The organism is Limnohabitans sp. (assembly GCF_040401135.1).
Taxonomy (GTDB): Bacteria; Pseudomonadota; Gammaproteobacteria; order Burkholderiales; family Burkholderiaceae_C; genus Limnohabitans.
Map to the genome: position 1 here is coordinate 15,226 of NZ_JBBAOV010000011.1, position 23,918 is coordinate 39,143.

Below are 23,918 nucleotides of genomic sequence, written 5' to 3' on the forward strand. Positions count from 1 at the left end.
GTTAGGCGTGCGCAGCCGCCAAGGCCGCAAAGGCCTGTACGACTTCAGCCGGAGCTTGCACCAACTCAATCAACACACCTTCGCCGCTCAAAGGAAACTCGTCGTTCGCCTTGGGGTGCATGAAGGTAATGTCAAAGCCAGCAGCACCTTTGCGGATGCCACCGGGTGCAAAACGCACACCTTGGGCAGAGAGCCATTCCACCGCCACAGGCAAGTCATCGATCCACAAGCCAATGTGATTCAAAGGCGTGGCGTGAACCGCTGGTTTTTTGTCGATGTCCATGGGTTGCATCAAGTCGACTTCAACCTTAAAGGGGCCAACGCCAATGGCACAAATGTCTTCGTCCACGTTCTCGCGCTCGCTTTGAAACGTGCCCGTGACTTCGAGACCCAACATGTCCACCCACAGTTTTTTCAAACGCCCCTTATCGGTGCCGCCGATGGCGATTTGCTGGACGCCTAGTACTTTAAAAGGTCGGGTGATGTGGCTCATTTATTCGAACTCCACAATCATCTGGTCCACCGTGAGTGACTCGCCTTTAGCCGCCACCACTTGTTTAACCACGCCGTCTGCAGCAGCAAACAACACGTTTTCCATCTTCATGGCCTCGATCACAGCCACACGCTCGCCCGCTTGCACTTTTTGACCGGGGGTCACGGACACCTCAACCAACAAGCCCGGCATGGGCGACAACACGTATTTACTCAAGTCTGGAGGTAGCTTGAATGGCATCAGCTTGTGCAACTCGGCCATGCGTGGCGACATCACCAAGGCGTCAATTCGTGTGCCGTTGTGCTGCACTTGTAAAGCCAATGGATTTTTCAAAGTGCCGCGCTCGACTTGTGCCGTGAAAGCCTGACCGTTACAAGTGCCTTGAATACAAATGTCGTTCAAGCGTGACTTGCTTTCGATGGCGTAGGTTTTGCCCGCGATGTTGATTTGCGCCACACCGGGCTTGCCCACAAACTCGTCCACATGCACTGACACATAGCGGTTGTCGCCACCTTGACCCAGTTCGACCACTGCGTAGTCTTGCCCAATTTGCACGTCATAGCCAGGCAACTGACCGCTTAAACCTGCTGCGCGTTCGCGCGACTTGCGACGCACAAACGCAGCCAAGGCAGCCAAGAAGTTGTGGTCGTCGTGCGGCACGTCTTCGGCTCGAAAGCCCTTGCCGTATTGCTCGGCAATGAAGCCGGTGTTGAAGTCACCCGACACAAAACGCGGGTGGGCCAACAAAGCGGCCTGGAAGGGGATGTTCGAGCTGATGCCGCGAATCACAAAACTATTCAAAGCTTCGCGCATTTTGGTAATCGCGTCGTTGCGGTCCTTGCCGTGCACGATGAGCTTGGCGATCATCGAGTCATAAAACATAGGGATCTCGCCACCGTCTTGCACACCCGTGTCCACGCGCACGCCCAACAAGTCAGCTGTGTTGCCTTGAAACATGGTTTGTTTCGGTGTTTGGAAACGCACCAAACGACCTGTGGAAGGCAAGAAATTGCGGAATGGGTCCTCGGCGTTGATGCGGCACTCGATGGCCCAGCCATTGCATTGCACGTCTTTTTGCTCAATAGGCAACTTCTCGCCCGCGGCCACGCGAATCATCATCTCCACCAAGTCGAGCCCGGTGATGGCTTCAGTCACTGGATGCTCCACCTGCAAGCGGGTGTTCATCTCCAAGAAGTAAAAGCTTTGGTCTTTGCCGACCACAAACTCCACCGTACCGGCCGATTGATATTTGACGGCCTTGGCCAACTGCACCGCTTGCTCGCCCATGGCTTTGCGAGTGGCGTCGCTGATGAAGGGCGACGGCGCTTCTTCAATCACTTTTTGGTGACGGCGCTGAATCGAACACTCACGCTCGTTCAGATAAATCACATTGCCATGGCTATCGCCCAGCACTTGTATTTCGATGTGACGAGGCTCCTCGACAAACTTCTCGATGAACACGCGGTCGTCGCCAAAGCTGTTGCGCGCTTCATTGCGGCAAGAGGTAAAGCCTTCAAACGCTTCTTTGTCGTTGAACGCCACGCGCAGGCCTTTGCCGCCGCCACCGGCCGATGCTTTGATCATCACGGGGTAGCCAATGCCTTTGGCGATCTCGACTGCTTTTTCAGCAGTTTCAATCGCATCGTTCACACCGGGTATGCAGTTCACGCCCGCAGCGCCTGCCAGCTTTTTGGACTCAATCTTGTCGCCCATGGCGGCAATCGAAAAGTGGCGCGGGCCGATGAAAGCAATACCTTCATCTTCGCAACGCTTAGAAAACTCAGCGTTCTCGCTCAAAAATCCGTAGCCTGGATGAATGGCCTGGGCCCCAGTAGCCTTGGCAGCGGCAATGATTTTGTCAGCCACAAGGTAAGACTCGCGCGAGGACGCTGGGCCTATTAATACCGCTTCGTCAGCCAGTTGCACATGGCGTGCTTCTTTGTCGGCTTCCGAGTAAACCGCCACGGTTTTGATGCCCATTTTGCGGGCGGTGGCGATAACGCGACAGGCGATTTCGCCACGGTTTGCAATCAAAATTTTGGTAAACATCTTATTCTTCTCCTTGGCCATCACAGTGGAATGTTGCCGTGCTTGCGCCATGGGTTGTCAAGCTTCTTGTCTTTCAACATCACCAGCGAGCGGCAGATGCGCTTGCGTGTTTCGTGCGGTTGTATCACGTCATCGATGAAGCCGCGAGCGCCAGCAACAAACGGATTGGCAAAGCGAGCTTTGTATTCGGCTTCTTTGGCCGCCAGTTTTTCGGGGTCGCCTTTGTCTTCTCGGAAGATGATTTCCACCGCACCCTTGGCACCCATCACCGCGATCTCGGCGTTGGGCCAAGCAAAGTTCACGTCGCCGCGCAAGTGCTTGGAAGCCATCACATCGTAAGCACCGCCGTAGGCTTTGCGAGTGATGACCGTGATTTTTGGCACCGTGCACTCGGCATACGCGTACAGCAATTTGGCGCCGTGTTTGATGATGCCGCCGTACTCTTGCGAGGTACCGGGCATGAAGCCAGGTACGTCCACAAACGTCACCACGGGAATGTTGAACGCATCACAAAAACGCACAAATCGTGCGGCCTTGATGGAGCTCTTGATGTCTAAGCAACCTGCCAACACCAGAGGCTGATTGGCCACGATACCCACGGTTTGGCCTTCCATACGGGCAAAGCCAATCAGGATGTTTTTGGCGTAGTCGGGTTGCAGTTCAAAGAAGTCGCCATCGTCCACTGTTTTGACGATGAGCTCTTTCATGTCATAGGCTTTGTTAGGGTTCTCGGGTACCAAGGTGTCCAAGCTCATGTCCATTCGACTTGAGGGGTCACCGCTGGCACGCACAGGCGCTTTTTCACGGTTGTTCAAAGGCAGGTAGTTGTAGAGGCGACGCAGCATCAACAGCGCTTCCACATCGTTCTCAAAAGCCATGTCGGCCACGCCGCTCTTGGTGGTGTGCGTCACAGCACCACCCAGTTCTTCGGCGGACACTTCTTCATGGGTCACGGTCTTCACCACTTCGGGGCCGGTGACGAACATGTAAGACGTGTCTTTGACCATAAAAATAAAGTCGGTCAACGCTGGCGAATACACAGCGCCGCCCGCCGATGGGCCCATGATCATGCTGATCTGGGGCACCACGCCACTGGCCATTACATTGCGCTGGAACACGTCGGCATAGCCACCCAATGCGGCGACACCCTCTTGAATTCGAGCACCACCCGAATCATTGAGGCCAATCACAGGTGCGCCGACCTTCATGGCTTGGTCCATGACCTTGCAAATTTTTTCAGCATGCGTCTCGGACAACGAGCCGCCCAGCACGGTGAAGTCTTGGCTGTACACAAACACCAATCGGCCATTGATCATGCCGTAGCCAGTGACCACGCCATCGCCCGGAATTTTGTCGTCGCCCATACCAAAGTCGGTGCAGCGATGCTCCACAAACATGTCCCATTCTTCGAAGGTGCCTTCGTCTAGCAACACTTCGAGGCGCTCACGCGCCGTAAGCTTGCCTTTGGCGTGCTGCGCGTCAATGCGCTTTTGTCCGCCACCCAAGCGGGCTGCAGCGCGCTTTTGTTCTAGTTGTTCGTTGATATCTTGCATGCTCTCTTTTCTCCGGGGAAATTCTCAAATTAACTCTGCGCCCTAAGCTTTCGATTCATAGGCGCCGAGCAGTTGACGGGCAGCAGTCGAAGCGGCCAGTTGGCCCGCCGCGACTTGTTGGCTGAGTTGGGGCAGCAGCGTTTGCACACGGCCATGCGCCCTGAAGTTTTGTTTTAAGCCAGCGTCGATGCGTTCCCACATCCACGACAAGGCTTGGTGCTGGCGTCGCTCTGCAAAGCGTCCGCTGTGTTGTTGCAGAGCTTGAAAGTCCCGCACGGACGCCCAAAACTCAGCCACGCCTTGGTTGAGCAAGGCGCTGAGCTGCACCACTTTTGGATGCCACACCTCGGTGTTGCGATGCGCATGGCCCGCACTGCCGTGCATGCCCAGCAGTTGCAAGGCACTGGTAATTTGCAGCTGCGCGCGGGTGGCCGCATTGACATCGATGTCGGCTTTGTTGATCACCACCAAATCGGCGATTTCCATCACGCCTTTTTTGATAGCTTGCAAATCGTCGCCCGCATTGGGCAATTGCATCAAAACAAACATGTCCGTCATGTTGGCCACCGCAGTTTCACTTTGGCCCACGCCTACGGTTTCGACAATCACCACGTCGTAGCCTGCGGCTTCGCACACCAACATGGACTCACGCGTTTTCTCAGCCACGCCCCCCAAGGTACCGCTAGATGGACTGGGGCGAATGTAGGCTTGGTCGTGCACACTGAGCAACTCCATGCGGGTTTTGTCACCCAAGATGGAGCCGCCCGATACCGTGCTGGATGGATCGATGGTCAGCACCGCCACACGATGGCCTTGGGCAATCAAATACAAACCCAGTGCTTCGATGAAGGTGGACTTACCCACGCCCGGTACACCGCTGATGCCGAGTCGAAACGCATGGCCTGCATGCGGCAACATGGCCGTGAGTAACTCATCGGCAGAGGCGCGATGATCCGCGCGCGTGGACTCGAGCAAGGTAATTGCTTTGGCCATCGCACGACGCTGCGTGGGCGGGTTGCCCTGCAGCAAATCATCGAGCAACTGTGCAGGCGTCACCCAATGGCCTTTTTGATTTGCTCCAGCACATCTTTGGCGCTAGCTGGAATAGGAGTGCCCGGGCCGTAAATGCCTTTGACGCCCGCTTCATACAAGAAGTCGTAGTCTTGACGCGGAATCACACCGCCCACGAACACAATGATGTCGTCAGCGCCTTGCTTCTTGAGCTCTGCAATGATGGCCGGCACCAAGGTCTTGTGACCCGCCGCAAGTGTAGAAACGCCGACCGCATGGACGTCGTTTTCAATCGCTTGTCGTGCGCACTCTTCAGGTGTTTGAAACAGTGGGCCCATGTCCACGTCGTAGCCCAAGTCAGCAAACGCAGTGGCCACCACTTTGGCGCCACGGTCATGACCGTCTTGGCCTAGCTTAGAAATCATCACGCGAGGACGACGGCCTTGCGCGTCTGCGAAATCGGCAATGTCAGCCTTCAGGGCATTCCAATAGTCCATGGTGTCTCCCACGTTTTCGCCATCGTCATAGGCGGCGGCGTAAACGCCGGTCACTTTTTGAGGGTCAGCACGGTGGCGGCCAAACACTTTTTCGAGTGCATCGCTCACCTCACCCACCGTGGCTCGAAGGCGCATCGCTTTGATAGTCAAGTCAAGCAAGTTGCCCGCGCCAGACTCAGCCGAGGCCGTGATTGCGTCCAACGCAGCTTGCACTTTGGCGTTGTCGCGTTTGGCTTTGATTTTTTGCAAACGTTCAATCTGGCCGTCACGCACGCGCACGTTGTCGATCGACAAGGTTTCGATGGGGTCTTCTTTGGCCAGCTTGTATTTGTTGACGCCCACGATGACGTCTTTGCCAGAGTCGATGCGCGCTTGCTTTTCGGCAGCAGCCGCTTCGATCTTCAACTTGGCCCAACCGCTTCCCACAGCTTTGGTCATGCCGCCCATGGCTTCGACTTCTTCGATGATGGCCCAAGCTTTGTCGGCCATTTCTTGCGTGAGCGACTCCATCATGTAAGAGCCGGCCCAAGGGTCGATCACGTTGGTAATGTGGGTCTCTTCTTGAATGATCAGCTGCGTGTTGCGAGCAATGCGAGAGCTGAACTCGGTGGGCAATGCAATGGCTTCGTCAAACGAGTTGGTATGCAGCGACTGTGTGCCGCCAAACACCGCAGCCATAGCTTCGATGGTGGTGCGCACCACGTTGTTGTAGGGGTCTTGCTCGGTGAGCGACCAGCCTGAGGTTTGGCTATGCGTGCGCAGCATGAGACTCTTGGGGTTTTTGGCGTCAAAGCCCTTCATGATGCGGCACCACAGCAAACGGGCGGCGCGCATCTTGGCGATTTCCAAATAGAAGTTCATGCCCACCGCCCAGAAGAACGACAAGCGACCCGCGAAGGCATCGACATCCAAACCTGAAGCAATGGCGGTCTTTACATACTCTTTGCCGTCGGCCAAGGTGAAGGCCAATTCCAAGGCTTGGTTGGCACCTGCCTCTTGCATGTGGTAACCCGAAATCGAGATCGAGTTGAACTTAGGCATGTGCTGGGCGGTGTAGCCAATGATGTCGCCAATGATCTTCATCGACGGCTCGGGCGGGTAGATGTAGGTGTTACGCACCATGAACTCTTTCAGAATGTCATTCTGAATCGTGCCGCTCAGTAATTCTTGGCTGACGCCCTGCTCTTCAGCCGCCACCACGTAGCCTGCCAACACAGGCAACACAGCGCCGTTCATGGTCATGGAGACCGACACTTTGTCCAAGGGGATTTCGTGGAACAAGATTTTCATGTCTTCCACTGAATCAATGGCCACGCCGGCCTTGCCCACGTCTCCGGTGACACGCGGATGATCAGAGTCGTAGCCACGGTGGGTGGCTAAGTCAAACGCCACCGACACACCTTGGCCGCCAGCAGCCAGAGCCTTGCGGTAGAAAGCGTTGGACTCTTCTGCGGTAGAGAAGCCCGCGTATTGACGAATCGTCCAAGGGCGAACCGAATACATGGTGGCTTGTGGACCACGCAAATAAGGCTCAAAGCCCGGCAAGGTGTTGGCGTAGGGGAGGTTTTGGGTGTCTTCAGCGGTGTACAGAGGTTTGACGCTGATGCCGTCCAAGGTTTTCCAGTTCAGTGCGTTGACGTCGCCGCCTGGGGCTGATTTGGCCGCGGCACGCAACCACGATTCGTGGCTGCTTTCGGCAAATGTGGGCCAAGCTTGCGCGTTGGCACTTGTGAATTCGGTCGGCTTTTGGCTCATGGCAAATCACTCTTCAAAGGGGTGTGCAGCAATCAAAGAAACCCAAGCTTAGCCTAGGGTCTGATCGTTTAAAAGGATCATATCATTTATAATTATTGATTCAAAATCCCATACAAGCTTAGAATTCAAGTCATGGCTGCCGTCACCCTCACCCCTCGTGCTCTGTATGAAGAAGTGGCTGAACTGCTGCGCCAGCGCATTTTTGCTGCCGAGTTAGAGCCTGGCAGCTGGATTGATGAGATGCGCTTGGCCGAGGAATACGGCATCAGCCGCACGCCCATGCGCGAAGCGCTCAAGGTGCTGGCTGCCGAGGGTTTGGTCACCATGAAGGTGCGACGCGGCGCCTATGTGACCGAGGTCAACGAAAAAGACCAGCGCGACGTGTACCACCTGCTCTCTTTGCTCGAATCAGACGCCGCAGGCGTGGTGGCCACTGAAGCCACAGCCGAACAACTGCAGGACTTGCAAACTCTGCATTCGGAGCTGGCAGCCAACGTGACTGACCGCCAAAAATTCTTTGAAGTCAATGAGCGCTTTCACATGCGCTTGCTAGAAATTGCTAACAACCGCTGGCGCGACCAAATGGTGGCTGACCTGCGCAAGGTGATGAAGCTCAACCGCCATAACTCGCTTTTCAAAAGTGGCCGCCTACAAGAATCGCTCAAAGAGCACCAAGCCATCATGGATGCCTTGATGTCACGCAATGCCCCCTTAAGTGCGCAGCGCATGAGCGAACACTTTGCCAACGGCTTAGAAGCAGCGATCTAAGTTAGCTTGTAGGGGGTTGTTTGACGGCTAACACCAAGCCAACGCCTGACAAGATAAAAAGGCCACCCGCCAAGTGGTGCAGCCCTAAGGGCTCGCCCAACACCCACCAGCCGATGACGGCCGTGTAGAGGGGACCGAGATAAAGCGTCATCGCCACGCGGCTGGCACCTAGAATTTTTTGTGTCCAGCCATAAATCCAATAAGCCCCCACACCAGGCAACAAGGCCACAAACACCATCATCAGCAGCGCATGGTGGCCAACAGTGGGGGTGTCAGCCTGCAACAGCTCCCATGCAGCGAACGGCACCAGCACCACCACGCCACCCCAACATATAGCCGCCAATTGCGCGGTAGCACTCATGGCGGTGGGCCAACGTTTTTGTAACAAGGCGTATGCGGCCCAAGAGATCGCCGCAGCCACGATCCACAAATCCCCTGGCACCAACTTCACCTGTGACAAGTGCTGCCATTCCCCCTTCACCACCACGTGCACCACGCCCATCAGCGCCAGCATGACCCCAAACGCTTGGCGCTTAGAAAATCTCTCGCCCAGCCACAACACCGACCCCACCGCGATCATCACGGGGGAGGAGGCATAGATCAGGGATATGTTCAGGGCCACCGTGCTCTCGCCCGCCAAATACACCCAAGCGCCGCAAATCCACATACCGCAAGCACCCAAGGCGATATAGCGCCAAACCTGCGCACGTAAGGTGTGACGGTTCTGCCAAAGCTCTTGGCGACTCACCATCGCCAAAATCAAGCCAGCAATAACCCATCGACCCAAGGCCAAGACATGCGGTGAAACCACGCCAGGCGCTTGGCGAGCCACCACCATATTGACTGTCCAAAGCAAAGGGATGAACCACATCAAGCACAGCGCGATGCGTGTTTTGGCTTTGAGCTGCAAGGCCTCAGTGGGCATCCAGAGGTCTTTCTGCACCTTTTGCCAAAGCCTCACGCGCAATAGCCAAGACCTCACGCGGCGGCAAGGGTTTGAGTTTGTGGTTACTCCACACTTGGCGCCACAAACGCGCACCGCGCTGGCCATGAAACAAACCCAGCATGTGACGTGCAATCGGATACCAAGGGCAGCCGTCTTCAGCAAAGGCTCGTTCCATGTAAGCCACCATCGCCTCCTCCACCGCTTCGCGGCTGAGTGTCTCGTGCGGATCGTTGTAAAACTCGGCGTCCCATGTGGTCATCAACCAAGGACGGTAATAGGCTTCGCGGCCTAGCATCACCCCGTCGACATGCTGCAAGTGCCTGGCCATTTGTGCATTGGTGGTGATGCCGCCGTTGATGACGATCAACAAATTAGGGAAATCTTTTTTCAGCTGGTAGCCAAGGTCGTAGCGCAGGGGCGGCACTTCGCGGTTTTCTTTGGGGCTCAAACCATCCAGCCACGCGTTGCGCGCATGCACGATGAACACCTTGCAGCCCGCGTTGCTGACCGTGCCCACAAAGTCGCGCACAAAGTCGTAGCTCTCGATGCGCTCAATGCCAATGCGGTGCTTGACCGTCACAGGAATACTCACCACATCCATCATGGCTTTCACACCATCGGCCACGGTGTGTGGCTCGTTCATCAAGCACGCACCAAACGCGCCGCGCTGCACGCGGTCTGAAGGGCAGCCGCAGTTGAGGTTGATTTCGTTATAGCCCCACTGCTCGCCCAGCTTGGCGCCATGCGCCAAATCGGCCGCATCGCTACCACCCAGTTGCAAAGCCACAGGATGCTCTTCAGCGTTGAAACGCAAATGCCTTTGCGTATCACCATGGCGCAGCGCACCGGTGGTGACCATCTCGGTGTAGAGCAAGGTGTTGCGGCTAAGCAGGCGGTGGAAGTAACGACAGTGACGATCTGTCCAATCCATCATGGGTGCAACTGAGGTGCGCCAAAGCGAGGCATCGGGAAAATTCATGAAGCAATTATCCCGTGCGACCCTTTTCAAATTGGGCACAATGCGGATGAACCTAAAAATATTCACTTTGAAGGCATGTTAAATGGATAACCCCACCCTCTGGTTGATCGTCGCTGGCGGACTCGTGATCGCCGAGCTGATGACGGGCACGTTTTACTTACTCATGCTGTCGCTCGGGGCTGCAGCGGCTGCGCTGACAGCCTATGCGGGGGGCACACTCACTTGGCAAATCGTCACGGCGGCCTTTGTGGGTGGGGCCGCTGTGGTGTTGTGGCACCTAAAAAAACCGATCAGCAACGACGCGCTTGACAGCAATGTGCACCTTGACATCGGCGAAACCGTCACCGTTGACGCGTGGGACGCACAAGGCCACACCCAAGTCAAATACAGAGGTGCGCAGTGGGCTGCGGTATGCACGCCAAATGCAGCTCTCGAGCCCGGCTTGCACCGCATCAGCGAGATGCAAGGCAACCGCTTGGTGCTAGAAAAAATTTAATTTATCGCAAAGGTCTACTTATGGAAATCGCAATTCTCTTTTTGGCTATCGCCGTTTTGTTCATCATCAAAACCGTGAAAGTGGTGCCTCAGCAAAACGCTTGGGTGGTCGAGCGCTTAGGTAAGTTCCATGCCAGCCTGACACCCGGTCTGAACTTTGTAGTGCCCTTCATTGACAAGGTGATTCAAAAGCACAGCCTCAAAGAAATTCCACTTGATGTGCCTAGCCAAATTTGCATCACGCGTGACAACACGCAGTTGCAAGTCGACGGCATTTTGTATTTTCAAGTGACCGACCCACGCTTGGCCAGCTACGGCTCGTCCAACTACATCGTGGCTGTAACACAGCTGGCACAAACCAGCTTGCGCAGCGTGATTGGCAAACTCGAACTAGACAAAACCTTTGAAGAGCGCGACATCATCAACGCACAAGTGGTGGCAGCGATTGACGAAGCAGCTTTGAACTGGGGCGTGAAGGTATTGCGCTACGAAATCAAAGATCTCACACCCCCCAAAGAAATCTTGCATGCCATGCAATCGCAAATCACGGCCGAGCGAGAAAAGCGTGCGCTGATTGCTGCCTCAGAGGGCCGTCGTCAAGAACAGATCAACATCGCCACAGGCGAGCGTGAAGCCTTCATTGCCCGCTCAGAAGGCGAGAAGCAAGCGGCCATCAACAAAGCCCAAGGCGATGCAGCCGCCATCACAGAAATGGCCAACGCGACGGCACAAGCGATTGAGCGTATTGCAGCCGCCATTCGCCAACCCGGTGGTGAACAAGCGGTGCAACTCAAAGTGGCAGAGCAAGCGGTGCAGGCTTATGCCAAGGTGGCTTCTGACGCCAAGACCACACTCATTGTTCCAAGCAATATGACCGAGGTGTCGGGCTTGATTGCCTCGGCCATGCAAATGGTCAGCATAGGCAAGTCGGCGTCTTAATCTTTCGCGTTCAAGGCCACGCGAATCGACTGCGTGGCCACATCTTCCAGCCAGCCCAAGTCCATGTGCTGATGGGCTTCGCATATGAACCACGGCTCGCGCGAATCCGGCTCTAACATCACACCACGCGCAATCAACTCCCACGCAAACTTGCGGAATAACTCGCTGTTGGTCACGCGCCAATCGCGGTAGTTGGTGGGTACTGTCGAGCTGAAGTGAATGCCAAACATGGCAGGCGGCCCTGCAAAGGCATGTTCCAAGCCAGCCGCAGTGAACACGCGTCCCAGCACGGCTTGGATTTGTTCACCCGCATGGTTGATGGTTTGCTGCGCATTGGTTTCGGCCAAAATTTTGAGTGTGGCGTGTGCTGCACTGAGGGCCACCAAATTTGCCGTATAGGTGCCGCCATGCACCACACCGCCGACGTGTGAGCCCACCACATCCATCACATGAGCTTTGCCGCCAAAGGCCGCGACAGGGTAGCCGTTGCCCATAGCTTTGGCGTAGGTGGTGAGGTCACCATGGATGCCGTACAACTCTTGCGCCCCACCCTTGGCCACACGAAAACCAGACTTCACCTCGTCAATGATGAGCACCGTGCCGTGCTGAGTGCACAGGTCACGCAACCGTTGCAACCATTCTTGGGTGGCGGCAACGCTGCCCGCGTTACCAATGATGGGCTCGATCACCACACAGGCCAAGGCGTCGCCTTGGGTTGCAAACAAATTTTCTAAGGATTCAAAGTCGTTGTGGCTGATGATGCTCAGCAACTCACGGCTGCGCTCGGGAATGCCGCTGCCAAATGGAATGACCTTTGGTGCAACCTGGCTGCCCGGCTGCCAGCGCTCGATGTCTGACTTCCACATCATCTCGTCGTATAAGCCGTGGAAAGAGCCTTCCACAATCGCCACACGGTCACGCTGGGTGAAGCCGCGTGCGGTGCGCACCGCTCCCATCACGGCCTCTGTGCCCGAGTTGGCAAATCGCATCTTGTCGATGTTGGGGCACAGGGCTTTGACTTGCTTGACTACTGCGGTATCGAGCTCGGTCGAGAAGCCAGACAGCGTGCCGCGCTGGGTAATTTGCTCTATCACCGCGTTGTCCACGCGTTCGTCGCGGTAGCCCAAGATGATGGGGCCGTAGCCTAGACGAAAGTCCACATAGGTTTTGCCATCCACATCGGTGAGCGTGCAGCCTTTGGCGCTGGCGATGAACACGGTTTCTTTTTCGCCCCAATAACGATAGTTTTCTGCCACGCCTTGCGGCATGTGCAAATGGGCTTCGGCAAGTAGGCGAGCTTGGTTCGTCATGGTCGCAGCAAGTGTCCCACACGTTCTTCAAGAAGCTTCACCACATGCAGCTCGGCCGCATCGGGACCATAGTTGGCCATAGCTTGTTGAAACAACTGCTGCGCCATGCCTCCCATCGGCAAGTCATAGCCTTGCGATTTAGCAATGCCATTGATCAGGCCCAAATCTTTGCAACACAGCGCCAGCGAAAAACTCGGGTCGTAGTGGCCAGCAAAGATAGACGGCACATCGTGCTCGGCCACCCAGCTATTGCCAGCACTCGACTTGATGGCTTCCCATACGGTGTGCAGCGGAATGCCAGCCTTAGCACCCAACATCAAACCTTCGCCAATGGCAGCGGCGCTGACGAACCACAGCAAATTGGTGAGCAGCTTGATGGTGGCGCCGTTGCCGGGCTCACCTACGTGAAATATTTTTTCACCAATCACGTCGAAGATGGGCTTGTGCTTTTCAAAACAAGCTTTGTCGCCCCCTACAAAAATAGACAAGCGACCCAAAGCAGCCATGTCTACCGCATTGGTCACAGGCGCTTCTAAAAAGTCAATGCCTTTGCTATTGGCCAAAGCAACCAACTCTTGCACCAACTCGACGGCGCTGGTGGAGGTGTCAATCACGGTTGCGCCTGCTCTGACGTGGGCCAATACGCCCTGCTCGCCCAGCATCACCTCACGCACTTGCACAGGGCCTGGCAGCGAAGCCATCACCACATCGGCGTGTGCCGCGCCTTCAGCCAGGCTGCCCACCCAAGTGGCACCCAAGGCTAGCAAGTTGTCAGCCTTGGCTGGCGACACATCAAACACGGTGACGGGGTAACCCGCCTTCACCAAGTTGGCAGCCATGGGGTTGCCCATGTTGCCCACGCCAATAAAAAACAACTGGGGTTTTGCGCTGCTCATCAGTTCACCTTTTTGAACTGCAAAAACAGTTGATGGGTAACTTTCTCAGCCACGTATTCAAAACCATAAGCACCCATCAACGCTTGCGCCTCAGCAAAGGTGTAGGTGCGGTAGGTGACCGTTTGATCCATGACTTTGTGGTTACCGTGTTGCAAATAATAGTGCTTGGTAAAGCCAATGTCGGTGGGGTCAATTTTTTGCGAATACGTCATGCCGTTGGAAATAACGGTTTCGTAGTCATGGTGCGGGCCTTGAATACCCAACAACAAGGTTCCACCTGCGGCCATGTGCTTGGCCAGATGCTCAAACCCCAAATGGTTAGCTTTCTCATCGGCAATATGGCTCACCAAAAAGGGCTCTTTGTCGCCGTCAATTACAAAATACCAAACGCCGCCATAGGAGAACGCCAATTCGTGCTTTTCATCTAAAGCCAGCTCGGTGATGTTTTGCTGAGACAAGGACACGGTAGAAAACGGGGCTAATCGTTTTTGAGCAATCGACAACATGGGAGCAGTCAAATCAATACCGGTGATGGGTAGTTCAGGCTTGCGCTTGGCCAACTCCTCCAAAATCAAACCCGTGCCACAACCAATTTCTAAGACATTACGCTTAGGGTGGTGGGCCACAAGGCAGTCCACAATTTTTTCGTAATCGTAGTAACCAGAAGTCATGATTACATCGTAATAACCCGCCATATTGCTGTAATCACCCATAGACCTCCAGCATTTCTGCCATTTTTATTATTAATACATCTACTTTATCAAAATTACATGACGGTTTTGCAGACTATGTATTACCTAACTAAAAAGGCCACAGAGTTCTCTGTGGCCTTTGGATGAAAACACCTAAAGATGCATTACCCCATGTGCAAACCACCGTTCACGGCAAAGTCAGCACCCGTGGTGTAACCACCATCATCGCTGGCCATCCAGGCAATGATGGAGGCGATTTCGCTAGGCTTGCCCAAACGCTTAACGGGAACAGTGGCCACAATCTTTTCCAACACGTCGGGTCGGATCGCGTTGACCATGTCGGTGCCAATGTAGCCAGGTGACACGGTGTTGACCGTCACGCCTTTGGTGGCCAACTCTTGGGCCAAGGCCATAGAGAAACCGTGCATACCAGCCTTTGCAGCCGAGTAGTTGGTTTGACCCGCTTGGCCTTTTTCGCCGTTCACCGATGAGATGTTGATGATGCGACCCCAGCCACGCTCGACCATGTCAGGCACCACTTGCTTGGTCACGTTGAACATCGAGTCGAGGTTGGTGCTCATGACCGCGCTCCAGTCTTCGCGCGTCATCTTCAAGAACATGCGGTCTTTGGTAATTCCAGCGTTGTTAACCAACACATCAATTGGGCCATGTTCTGCTTTGGTCTTGGCAAAGGCATCTACTGTGGAGTCCCAATCACCAACGTTACCGACGGATGCGTAGAAGGAGTAACCCAGAGCTTTTTGCTCGTCCAACCACTTTACAAAATCACGCGTAGGACCGCAGCCAGCGATGACTTTGAAGCCTTCTTTGTGAAGGCGCTGGCAAATTGCGGTTCCGATGCCACCCATACCACCTGTGACGTACGCTACTTTTTGGCTCATTTTTTGTCTCCTGATTTATGAGTTTTGACTGAAAGATTTTTTATTTACTGAACAAATGAACGCTCTATCAACGCTCTAAGGCCAACGATACGCCCATACCGCCACCGATACACAGCGCGGCCAAGCCCTTTTTGGCGTTGGTGCGCTGCATTTCGTGCAGTAAGGTCACCAAAATGCGGCAGCCAGATGCTCCGATAGGGTGACCAATGGCAATGGCGCCACCATTAACGTTGACCTTGGCTGGATCGATGTCCAACTCTTGGTTGACCGCGCAGGCCTGTGCAGCAAAGGCTTCATTGAGTTCAAACAAATCGATGTCAGAGGCCTTCCAGCCTGCACGCGCCAATGCTTTGCGCGAGGCAGACACGGGCCCCATGCCCATGACCGAAGGGTCCAAACCGCTGGTGCCAAAGGCTGCAATGCGCGCTAAAGGTGTCAAGCCCAAAGCAGCCGCTTTTTTAGCCGACATTACCACCACTGCGGCGGCGCCGTCGTTGATGCCTGATGCATTACCAGCGGTTACCGAGCCAGCTTTGTCGAATGCTGGACGCAACCCAGCCAGCACTTCGGCTGAGGTTTTCTTGTTGATGTACTCGTCGGCATTGAATGCCAGCGGGTCGCCCTTGCGCTGCGGGATGTTGACCGTCACGATTTCGTCTGCAAACTTGCCTGCATCTTGCGCGGCAGATGCTTTTTGTTGACTAGCCAGCGCCAAGGCGTCTTGCATGTCGCGTGTGATGTGAAATTCTTTGGCCACATTCTCAGCCGTGATGCCCATGTGGTACTGGTTGTAAACGTCCCACAAGCCGTCCACGATCATGGTGTCGATCATGTTCCAGTTGCCCATGCGTTGGCCGTCACGCGAGCCCAACAGCACGTGGCCAGAGGCGCTCATGTTTTCTTGGCCACCGGCCACCACGATGTCGCTGTCGCCATAAGCCACGGCTTGCGCAGCCAACATGACCGCCTTGAGGCCAGAGCCGCACACGGCATTGATGGTGAGGGCAGGCACGGCGTTAGGAATGCCTGATTTCATCAAGGCTTGGCGTGCAGGGTTTTGACCTGCGCCAGCAGCCAACACTTGGCCCATGATGACTTCACCCACCAGCGAAGGGTCCACCTTGGCGCGTGCCAAAGCTTCGCGAATAACGATAGATCCCAGATCAGTGGCCGCAATTTTTGCGAGTGAACCACCAAACTTGCCTACCGCTGTGCGTGCGGCTGAAACGATCACGATGTCTTCCATTTGCTATCTCCAAAAATTAAATGAAATTAAAAATCAGTTGCTTGAACGTTCTTTGACGTAGCGGCCAGGTGCCGCTTCGATCGCTTTGTGCTTGCCTCGTCCATAAGTCTTGGGCGCGACAGTTTGTTTACCTGCGTGGGTTTTGAGCCATGCCGACCAATCGGTCCACCAACTGCCTGCATGCTCTTTGGCCTTGCCAGTCCATTGCTCTGCATCTTTAGGAAAGCTGGTCTCGCTGCCCGTCCAATAGCAACGCTTGTTGGCGGCCGGTGGGTTGATCACACCTGCAATGTGGCCCGATGCGCCCATGACAAAACGCTTCTTGCCAGGGAACACCTGCGTGCTGGCATATGCGCCACCGATGGGCACGATGTGGTCTTCGCGCGAGCCATAGAGGTACATGGGCATGTCTACTTTGCGCAGGTCGATCTTCTCGCCGCACACGGTGGCTTTGCCAGGCTTAATGAGGTTGTTTTCGAGGTATGTGTTGCGCAAGTACCAGGCATACATGGGGCCAGGAAGGTTAGTGGAGTCGCTGTTCCAGTAAAGCAAGTCAAACGGCGGTGGCGTTTCGCCTTTGAGGTAGTTGCCCACCACATAGTTCCACACCAAATCGTTGGGACGCAAGAAACTGAAGGTCGACGCCATGTCTTTGCCCTTCATCAACCCACCTTCTGCAAACTGACCTTCGCGGTACTTCACAAAGGCCTCGTCAATGAACACATCCAACACGCCCGTGTCGGTGAAATCAATCAAAGTGGTCAGCAAGGTAGTGCTGGCCACAGGCTTTTCGCCACGCGCCGCCAACACGGCAAGTGCGCTTGAGAGGATGGTGCCGCCCACACAAAAACCCAAGGCATTAATTTGTGGAACGCCACCAATCTCTTGCACCACCTGGATGGCTTGAATTGCGACGTCTTCTACGTAGTTGGACCAGGTGGTGTTGCGCAGGTCCTCATTAGGGTTGCGCCAACTCACCACAAACGTGCGATGTCCTTGTGCAACCGCATAACGGATCAGGGAGTTCTCGGGTTGCAAGTCCAAGATATAAAACTTATTGATGCAAGGCGGAATGAACAAGAGCGGACGCTCGTAAACTTTAGCGGTGAGTGGCTTGTATTCGAGCAATTGGAAGAACTCATTTTCAAACACCACTTTGCCTTCGGTGGTGGCAACGTTTTTGCCCACTTCAAACAAGCTCTCGTCGGTCATCGACACATGACCTTGTTGCATGTCGTGCAATAGGTTTTGAATGCCTTTGGAGATGCTTTCGCCCTTGGTCTCGATTGCTTTTTGTTGCGCTTCGGCGTTCAGCGCCAAGTAGTTGCTAGGGGCAGCAGCAGCAGCCCACTGCTCGACGGCGAATTGAATACGGGCTTTGGTTTTTGGGTCTGTGTCTGCGGCGTCGGTCAGCGCCATCATGGTGCGGGTGTTGAGCAAATAGGCGGCGGCTGTGAAGGCAGCCATCGGGTTTTGCCCCCAAGCGTCTGCTTTGAAACGACGGTCTTTGACTTCAGGCATGCCATGTAGACTTTGATTCCATAGTGCGGTGGCTTCTTCGATGTATTGTTTTTGCAATGCATCGAGTTTGTCTGGAGAAAAGCTCAGGGCCGGTGCACTTGCATCACCACCGCCGACTTTTTGAAATGAGGCCAAGGCTTTGAGCCAGCTATCCCCTAGGCTCTTGAGGGCCGCATTTTGATCCATCACTAACTCCTATACAGTCGCTGTTGTTGTTATAACTGTCACAAGTATGTCAGTGAAATCCCTTCGAATTTCTGACAAAAATCAAACCCACGAGAAAACCCCTAGATGTATTTGGTCCTGATCGCTTGGATTTACGTGGCTTTGATGATGGCCATCGCTGAAGCAACGAGCCCCGTGGGATCTTTGCTTGGTGCAGTTGTTACTTTTCTGCTGTACGGCGTGTTGCCCATGAGCGTGGTGGGCTACATCATGGGTTCACCCTCAAGGCGCCGCGCCATCAAGGCCAAAGAGGCTGCCGACCGTGCGCAAGCCATCGCAGCACACGCCTCGCAAAACGCTGCTGAGCACGTGAACTCAGTCGCGCCAAATACACACAGCGAAACGTCCAGTCACCCCATCGCGGCGGTACGAAAAGAGCCGTGAGCTTTGTTGCACGGTGCACCAATCGGATGTGCTGTTGTTGCCCGCTACCGAGGTCACGCCCAACGCCTTTAGACGTTGACGAGCCAAGCCCGCAAGATCAGCCAACCATTTGCCAGCATGTGCTGGGTGAGGTTTGAAATACCGTTGGGCTTGCACTGACTCTGCGGCTGCCCCTGAAGTAAACGCTAAACGCACATCGTCTCCCACCTCAAACGCATCTGGGCCAATGCATGGCCCAAGCCAAGCTCTTACTTGTGCTGCATCCACTCTCGCTTGGCTACAGAGCGAAAGAACGGTTTGCTCAATCACACCCGCGGCTAAGCCACGCCAACCCGCATGAGCGGCTGCCACCACTTGGCCCGCATCATCGGTAAACAACAATGGCAAACAATCGGCCACCATGATGGTGCAGGCCACGTGTGCATCTTGAGTGATGCACGCATCAGCGACCGTGGCGCTGGGCGTGGTGGTGTTGAGCTGGGCCACCGCTACACCATGCACCTGCTTTAAAAACACGGCCCGCGCAGCGCCAAGGTGCTCTTGCAGCAAGGCTCGGTTGGTGGCCACAACCTGTGGTTCGTCACCCACATGATCACCTAGGTTGAAATGATCAAACGGCGCCTTGGACACGCCCCCCACACGCGTGGTGCACACGGCATGCACGCCAGCAGGCAGCGCCCAATCCATGGGCCAAAGCAAGGGCATGGGCAAAGAAGGTGCAGTGTCGGTTGGGCTTTGCATAAAGATGAAGGATATCCCGAACACGGCCCTTGACTTTGCGCGGTAACGGTAGACTTGAGGCCAAATACAACTCATCACACCATCACCATGATTCTCGAACTCGCCGATATCCGCATTCATGCGGGCCAACAAGCTGCTTTTGACGAAGCCATCCAACGTGGCGTGGATACCGTCATCTCAAAAGCCAAAGGTTTTGAGGGCTACAAAATCAACCGTGGCATCGAATCGCCCGAGCGCTATGTATTGCAAATTTTCTGGACCACGCTTGAGAACCACACGGTGGACTTTCGCCAGTCACCCGCCTTCGCTGATTGGCGCGCCATTGTGGGCCCCTTCTTTGCGCAGCCCCCTGTGGTGGAACACTTTGACCTGGTGAGCAAATCGCAGGGCTAAGTCTCATGCTGCACCGCCCGCTTATCCAACACTGCAAAGCCTGCGGCAGCGCGGTGACCTACCGTCTGCCCGACGATGGCGACACGCGTGAGCGTGCGGTGTGCAACGCCTGCCACACCACCCACTACGAAAACCCGCTTAATGTGGTGGGCACGGTGCCCGTGTGGGGCAACCAAGTGCTGCTGTGCAAACGCAACATCGAGCCGCGCTTGGGTAAGTGGACACTGCCAGCGGGCTTCATGGAGCTCAACGAAACGGTGGCCGAAGGTGCTGCACGTGAAACCGTAGAAGAAGCCGGTGCGCAGTTTGAAATGCAAGAGCTGTTTGCCATGATGAACGTCACGCGCGTGGGCCAGGTGCATTTTTTCTACCGTGCCAGACTCACCAGCGACAAATTTGACCCCGGCCATGAAACGCAAGAAGCGCGCTTGTTTGCCGAGCACGAAATACCGTGGGACGAGATTGCGTTTCGTACAGTCAAAGAAACTTTGCAGCACTACTTTGCAGATGCAAAGAAGGGCAAGTTTGAGCTGCACCAGGTGGATATTGTTTAAAGATCTTTGAACGAAGCCAGAAAAGACAAAAGGGTTAGCAACTTACATTGCTAACCCTTGTCATTCTTGGTCGGTGTGAAAGGATTCGAACCTTCGACCCCTTGCACCCCATGCAAGTGCGCTACCAGGCTGCGCCACACACCGAATCTGATGTTGAGTATAACGCCTACTCAGTGCAGCTCAGAGAGCAGGTCACGAATATGTGTGAGTTCTTTGCGCAGCGTTTGCAGGGCTTCGTCGCTGCTGCTCAAGGCCAGCGGTGGCAACGTGGTGTGTGTTGTGGGCGCGTCATCCAACCCGTCAGGCAATGCATGATCGTCGCTGAAATCTGCATCACTCAACTCGCCGCCCGCACGTCGTGCTTCGCGGTCTAAATGCACCAGCTCTTGCAACTTGTTGCGCGCACCCGTGATGGTGAAACCTTGGTCATACAAGAGATCGCGGATACGGCGAATCATCAGCACTTCGTGGCGCTGGTAATAGCGGCGATTGCCGCGACGCTTCATGGGGCGCAACTGCGTAAATTCCTGCTCCCAATAGCGCAGCACGTGCGGCTTAACGCCGCACAACTCGCTTACCTCACCAATGGTGAAGTAGCGCTTGGCTGGAATGGATGGAAGGATGGATTTCTCCATGAAAATCAGTAGCTTGTGAACGGGACCGCAGAGGTTACACGAAGAACCGCTCGGAATCACATCTCATGACAGTTTTATCAAAAAAAAGAGGCCGCGATGGCCTCTGATTCATTTACTTGTCAACTTTGGGATTACTGTCGCCCTGAATTTGCTCTTTTAGTTTGTGACTTGCATGAAAAGTCACCGCGCGTCGCGCCTCAATGGGAATCGATTCGCCGGTGCGCGGATTACGCCCCGGGCGAGGCGCTTTGGTGCGGATTTGAAAATTGCCGAAGCTTGAAATTTTCACATCTGTGCCATTGACCAAGCTTTGCGCGATGAGGTCAAAAAAGGCATCAATCATGTCTTTGGACTCGCGCTTGTTCAAGCCAATTTGTTCAAACAACAAATCAGCCAACTGCGCCTTGGTCAGCGCTGGCGTTTCTAGGCTCTCAAAAGAAAGTTCCATAAGGTTCTCTTGTTAACGTAAATATATCAAGCGCGCAAACGCGCAGAAATTTGGGTGGCCAATTCGGTCAGCACGGCTTGCACAGCGCCTTCGATTTGCACTTCATTTAAGGTGGCTTCGTCGCTGTTAAGCGTCAGACGCACGGCCAAACTCTTTTCGTCGATGGCCATGGCCGTGCTTCCATCCTTGGGGCGATAGACGTCAAACAACACGGCATTGCGCAGCAGGCCATGTGTTTGAGAGGCTCGCACAGCCGCCATCAACTGGGCGTGCGTGACGCTGTCTTTGACGATGACCGCAATATCGCGTTCGACGTTGGGAAACTTGGCCACGCCGGTGGACTTGGGCACATCGCGGTGCAACACGGCGTCGAGCAAGAGTTCAAACATCACAGGGGCTTGAGCCAAGTCCCAGCCTTGACGCCAGCGCGGGTGCAACTCGCCCACATGGCCTACAGCTTGACCGTTGACCCACACCTTGGCGCAGCGGCCTGGGTGCATGGCGGGGTGCTCAGCCGCTTCAAACTTAGGCACTGCTGGGGCCAACAAGGCTTCCACATCCGCTTTTACATCAAAGAAGTCTGCAGCTTGCTCTTGAGTGCCCCATTGCAAAGGGGTAGCGCTGCCAAAAGCCATGCCTGCCACGTGCATGGGTTGGTCGAAGCCTTGCACCGTGGTGTCAGTGTTTTGAACCATCGCGTCTTTGTGGAACACGCGGCCCAACTCAAACACCCGCACGCGTGAGGCTTTGCGATCGACGTTGAACTTCACCACGTTGAGCAAAGAGCCTAACAAGGTGGAGCGCATCACACTCATTTGGCTAGCAATGGGGTTGAGCAGTTTGATGGGATTGGCATTGCCTGCCAACTCGTGTTCCCAACGCTCATCCACAAAGCTGTAGTTGATGGTTTCTTGGTAGCCCAAAGCGGCCAAGTGATGGCGCAAAGCGTGTGGGCTGCGTTGTGCTTCTTGGCAAGCGCTAGCGGTGATGGGCGCCAACGGGGGCGTGGTGGGCAGGTTGTTGTAACCCACCATACGGGCCACTTCTTCGATCAGGTCTTCTTCGATTTGCAAATCGAAACGGAACGATGGGGGTTGCACAGTGACACGCCCACCACCAGAGGTGGCATCACCCTGCTCTTCTGTGACAGGCAAGCCCAAGCCACGCAAAGCATCCGCCACGCGTTGCTGGGTCAGCGGCATGCCAATGACTTTTTCTGCACGTGCCACGCGCAAAGTGACCGGCTTGACCACAGGCATGTTGACGCACTGGTCGTCAATGGGACCCACGGTTGTGTTGGGCGTGCCACAAATGTCGATCACCAATTGGGTGATTCGCTCGATGTGCTCCACCGTCAACTCGGGGTCCACACCGCGCTCAAAGCGGTGGCCGGCGTCGGTGCTGAAGTTGAAGCGGCGTGAGCGGCCTGCGATGGCTGTGGGCCACCAGAAGGCAGCTTCGATGTAAATGTTTTGCGTGTCGTCGCTCACGGCTGTAGCATCGCCGCCCATGATGCCGGCGAGGGACTCGACTTGGTGTGCATCCGCAATGACGCCCACTTTGTCATCCACGGTGACGGTGTTGCCGTTCAAGAGCTTGAGCTGTTCACCCGCTTTGCCCCAACGCACATCCAAGCCACCTTGAATTTTGTCGAGGTCAAAAATGTGCGAAGGACGACCCAACTCGAACATCACGTAATTAGAAATATCCACCAAGGAACTCACGCTGCGTTGGCCGCAACGGGCCAAGTGGTTCACCATCCAAGCAGGTGTTGGCGCTTGTGTATTTACACCACGCACCACGCGACCAGAAAAGCGACCACACAAATCAGGGGCGCTGATCTTCACAGCCAAGGTGTCTTGGTTGGTCGCAGCAACGGCTGGGAAGGTAGGCGCCTTCAACGGTGCACCTGTGAGGGCCGACACTTCGCGAGCAATGCCATACACGCTCAAGCAATGCGCCAAGTTGGGCGTGAGCTTTAACGTCATCAAGGTGTCGTCGAGGTTCAGGTATTCGCGGATGCTTTGGCCCAAAGGTGCATCAGCGGGCAACTCAAGCAAGCCGCCGTTGTCGTCTGCAATTTTGAGTTCTTTGGCTGAGCACAACATGCCTTGGCTTTCGACGCCACGCAATTTGCCCACTTTGATTTTGAAAGGTTTGCCATCTTCACCCGGTGGCAACTCTGCACCCACAGTGGCACACGGTATTTTGATGCCCACGCGTGCATTGGGTGCGCCGCACACGATGTTGAGCAAGGCGCCCTGCCCCACGTCCACTTGGCAAATGCGCAAGCGGTCAGCGTCGGGGTGCTGCACGGTTTCTTTGATCTCGCCCACCACGATGCCTGTGAAAGGCGGCGCTACGGGCTGGAGTTCTTCGACTTCCAAACCAGCCATGGTGAGGGTATCGGCCAGCTGTTGGGTGGTGAGTGCGGGGTTGCAGAATTCGCGCAACCAGGATTCGGGGAATTGCATGATGAATCTCGT

Annotated in this window: 23 protein-coding genes and 1 tRNA gene; 6 read left to right on the forward strand and 18 right to left on the reverse strand. The window is 55.1% G+C overall.

Features of this window, described 5'->3' with window-relative positions; all coding sequences use genetic code 11:
- Window position 1: 1 nt before the first annotated feature.
- From ABWP81_RS04740 to scpA, 5 genes are read right to left on the reverse strand one after another with little or no spacing between them, the layout of a single operon-like run.
- A complete protein-coding gene (locus ABWP81_RS04740; RefSeq protein ID WP_353139938.1) occupies window positions 2-493 on the reverse strand; it encodes a VOC family protein in 492 nt (163 codons plus the stop codon).
- Entirely contained in the window at window positions 494-2,542 is a 2,049-nt protein-coding gene (locus ABWP81_RS04745) for an acetyl-CoA carboxylase biotin carboxylase subunit (RefSeq protein WP_353139940.1), read from the reverse strand.
- Window positions 2,543-2,562: 20 nt separating this feature from the next.
- Window positions 2,563-4,095: an acyl-CoA carboxylase subunit beta gene (locus tag ABWP81_RS04750; RefSeq protein ID WP_353139942.1), complete on the reverse strand. Its 1,533-nt coding sequence runs from the start codon at window positions 4,093-4,095 to the stop codon at window positions 2,563-2,565.
- A 42-nt stretch (window positions 4,096-4,137) separates the two neighbouring features.
- Window positions 4,138-5,151 carry a methylmalonyl Co-A mutase-associated GTPase MeaB gene (gene meaB / locus ABWP81_RS04755; RefSeq protein WP_353139944.1) on the reverse strand — a complete coding sequence of 338 codons (1,014 nt, stop codon included), beginning with the start codon at window positions 5,149-5,151 and terminating at the stop codon, window positions 4,138-4,140.
- Entirely contained in the window at window positions 5,148-7,358 is a 2,211-nt protein-coding gene (gene scpA, locus ABWP81_RS04760; RefSeq protein WP_353139946.1) for a methylmalonyl-CoA mutase, read from the reverse strand. The genes meaB and scpA overlap by 4 nt, the downstream gene beginning before the upstream one ends.
- Window positions 7,359-7,490: 132 nt before the next feature.
- On the opposite strand from scpA, the gene ABWP81_RS04765 reads away from it, so the two are divergent.
- Window positions 7,491-8,126 (forward strand): GntR family transcriptional regulator, encoded by a 636-nt coding sequence (locus tag ABWP81_RS04765; RefSeq protein WP_353135788.1) that lies wholly within the window; start codon window positions 7,491-7,493, stop codon window positions 8,124-8,126.
- A 1-nt stretch (window position 8,127) separates the two neighbouring features.
- Here the strand turns inward: ABWP81_RS04765 and ABWP81_RS04770 are convergent, their stop codons facing one another.
- Complete coding sequence (locus ABWP81_RS04770) at window positions 8,128-9,069, reverse strand: DMT family transporter (protein WP_353139948.1); 942 nt, start codon at window positions 9,067-9,069, stop codon at window positions 8,128-8,130.
- Complete coding sequence (dusA, locus tag ABWP81_RS04775; protein WP_353139950.1) at window positions 9,041-10,051, reverse strand: tRNA dihydrouridine(20/20a) synthase DusA; 1,011 nt, start codon at window positions 10,049-10,051, stop codon at window positions 9,041-9,043. The genes ABWP81_RS04770 and dusA overlap by 29 nt, the downstream gene beginning before the upstream one ends.
- 82 nt (window positions 10,052-10,133) lie before the next feature.
- Between dusA and ABWP81_RS04780 the strand changes: the two genes are divergently transcribed.
- Together ABWP81_RS04780 and ABWP81_RS04785 are read left to right on the forward strand one after the other, a co-directional pair.
- Window positions 10,134-10,547, forward strand: coding sequence for an NfeD family protein (locus ABWP81_RS04780; RefSeq protein ID WP_353139952.1), 414 nt, complete (start codon window positions 10,134-10,136; stop codon window positions 10,545-10,547).
- Window positions 10,548-10,567: 20 nt separating this feature from the next.
- Window positions 10,568-11,485, forward strand: coding sequence for an SPFH domain-containing protein (locus ABWP81_RS04785; protein WP_353135776.1), 918 nt, complete (start codon window positions 10,568-10,570; stop codon window positions 11,483-11,485).
- On the opposite strand, the gene ABWP81_RS04790 is transcribed toward ABWP81_RS04785, so the two are convergent.
- The 6 genes from ABWP81_RS04790 to ABWP81_RS04815 all read right to left on the reverse strand — a co-directional run bounded on the left by ABWP81_RS04790 (window position 11,482) and on the right by ABWP81_RS04815 (window position 18,238).
- Entirely contained in the window at window positions 11,482-12,795 is a 1,314-nt protein-coding gene (locus tag ABWP81_RS04790) for an aspartate aminotransferase family protein (protein ID WP_353139954.1), read from the reverse strand. The genes ABWP81_RS04785 and ABWP81_RS04790 overlap by 4 nt on opposite strands.
- On the reverse strand, window positions 12,792-13,691 hold the full coding sequence (locus ABWP81_RS04795; protein ID WP_353139956.1) for an NAD(P)-dependent oxidoreductase: 900 nt from the start codon (window positions 13,689-13,691) through the stop codon (window positions 12,792-12,794). Before ABWP81_RS04795 ends, ABWP81_RS04790 begins: the two co-directional genes overlap by 4 nt.
- On the reverse strand, window positions 13,691-14,362 hold the full coding sequence (locus ABWP81_RS04800; RefSeq protein ID WP_353139958.1) for a class I SAM-dependent methyltransferase: 672 nt from the start codon (window positions 14,360-14,362) through the stop codon (window positions 13,691-13,693). The genes ABWP81_RS04795 and ABWP81_RS04800 overlap by 1 nt, the downstream gene beginning before the upstream one ends.
- 185 nt (window positions 14,363-14,547) lie before the next feature.
- Window positions 14,548-15,285, reverse strand: a complete 738-nt coding sequence (gene phbB / locus ABWP81_RS04805; RefSeq protein WP_353135764.1) for an acetoacetyl-CoA reductase — start codon at window positions 15,283-15,285, stop codon at window positions 14,548-14,550.
- A 67-nt stretch (window positions 15,286-15,352) separates the two neighbouring features.
- Window positions 15,353-16,531 (reverse strand): acetyl-CoA C-acetyltransferase, encoded by a 1,179-nt coding sequence (locus tag ABWP81_RS04810; RefSeq protein ID WP_353135761.1) that lies wholly within the window; start codon window positions 16,529-16,531, stop codon window positions 15,353-15,355.
- Between the two features lie 33 nt (window positions 16,532-16,564).
- Window positions 16,565-18,238 (reverse strand): PHA/PHB synthase family protein, encoded by a 1,674-nt coding sequence (locus ABWP81_RS04815; protein ID WP_353139960.1) that lies wholly within the window; start codon window positions 18,236-18,238, stop codon window positions 16,565-16,567.
- A gap of 105 nt (window positions 18,239-18,343) precedes the next feature.
- Here ABWP81_RS04815 and ABWP81_RS04820 point away from each other — a divergent pair, with 105 nt between their 5' ends.
- Window positions 18,344-18,661 (forward strand): hypothetical protein, encoded by a 318-nt coding sequence (locus ABWP81_RS04820; protein WP_353139962.1) that lies wholly within the window; start codon window positions 18,344-18,346, stop codon window positions 18,659-18,661.
- Here the strand turns inward: ABWP81_RS04820 and pgeF are convergent.
- Window positions 18,593-19,402: a peptidoglycan editing factor PgeF gene (gene pgeF / locus ABWP81_RS04825; RefSeq protein ID WP_353139964.1), complete on the reverse strand. Its 810-nt coding sequence runs from the start codon at window positions 19,400-19,402 to the stop codon at window positions 18,593-18,595. The genes ABWP81_RS04820 and pgeF overlap by 69 nt on opposite strands.
- Window positions 19,403-19,489: 87 nt before the next feature.
- On the opposite strand from pgeF, the gene ABWP81_RS04830 reads away from it, so the two are divergent.
- Both ABWP81_RS04830 and ABWP81_RS04835 read left to right on the forward strand, forming a co-directional pair.
- A complete protein-coding gene (locus tag ABWP81_RS04830) occupies window positions 19,490-19,795 on the forward strand; it encodes an antibiotic biosynthesis monooxygenase family protein (RefSeq protein ID WP_353139966.1) in 306 nt (101 codons plus the stop codon).
- Window positions 19,796-19,800: 5 nt separating this feature from the next.
- Window positions 19,801-20,349 carry an NUDIX hydrolase gene (locus tag ABWP81_RS04835; RefSeq protein WP_353139968.1) on the forward strand — a complete coding sequence of 183 codons (549 nt, stop codon included), beginning with the start codon at window positions 19,801-19,803 and terminating at the stop codon, window positions 20,347-20,349.
- Window positions 20,350-20,416: 67 nt separating this feature from the next.
- On the opposite strand, the gene ABWP81_RS04840 is transcribed toward ABWP81_RS04835, so the two are convergent.
- From ABWP81_RS04840 to pheT, 4 genes are all read right to left on the reverse strand, one after another.
- Window positions 20,417-20,493 (reverse strand) — tRNA-Pro (locus ABWP81_RS04840).
- 26 nt (window positions 20,494-20,519) lie between these two features.
- Window positions 20,520-20,984: a MerR family transcriptional regulator gene (locus tag ABWP81_RS04845; RefSeq protein ID WP_353135743.1), complete on the reverse strand. Its 465-nt coding sequence runs from the start codon at window positions 20,982-20,984 to the stop codon at window positions 20,520-20,522.
- Between the two features lie 112 nt (window positions 20,985-21,096).
- Window positions 21,097-21,432 carry an integration host factor subunit alpha gene (locus ABWP81_RS04850; protein WP_353135740.1) on the reverse strand — a complete coding sequence of 112 codons (336 nt, stop codon included), beginning with the start codon at window positions 21,430-21,432 and terminating at the stop codon, window positions 21,097-21,099.
- Between the two features lie 26 nt (window positions 21,433-21,458).
- Window positions 21,459-23,906, reverse strand: a complete 2,448-nt coding sequence (gene pheT / locus ABWP81_RS04855) for a phenylalanine--tRNA ligase subunit beta (RefSeq protein WP_353139970.1) — start codon at window positions 23,904-23,906, stop codon at window positions 21,459-21,461.
- Window positions 23,907-23,918: the final 12 nt, after the last annotated feature.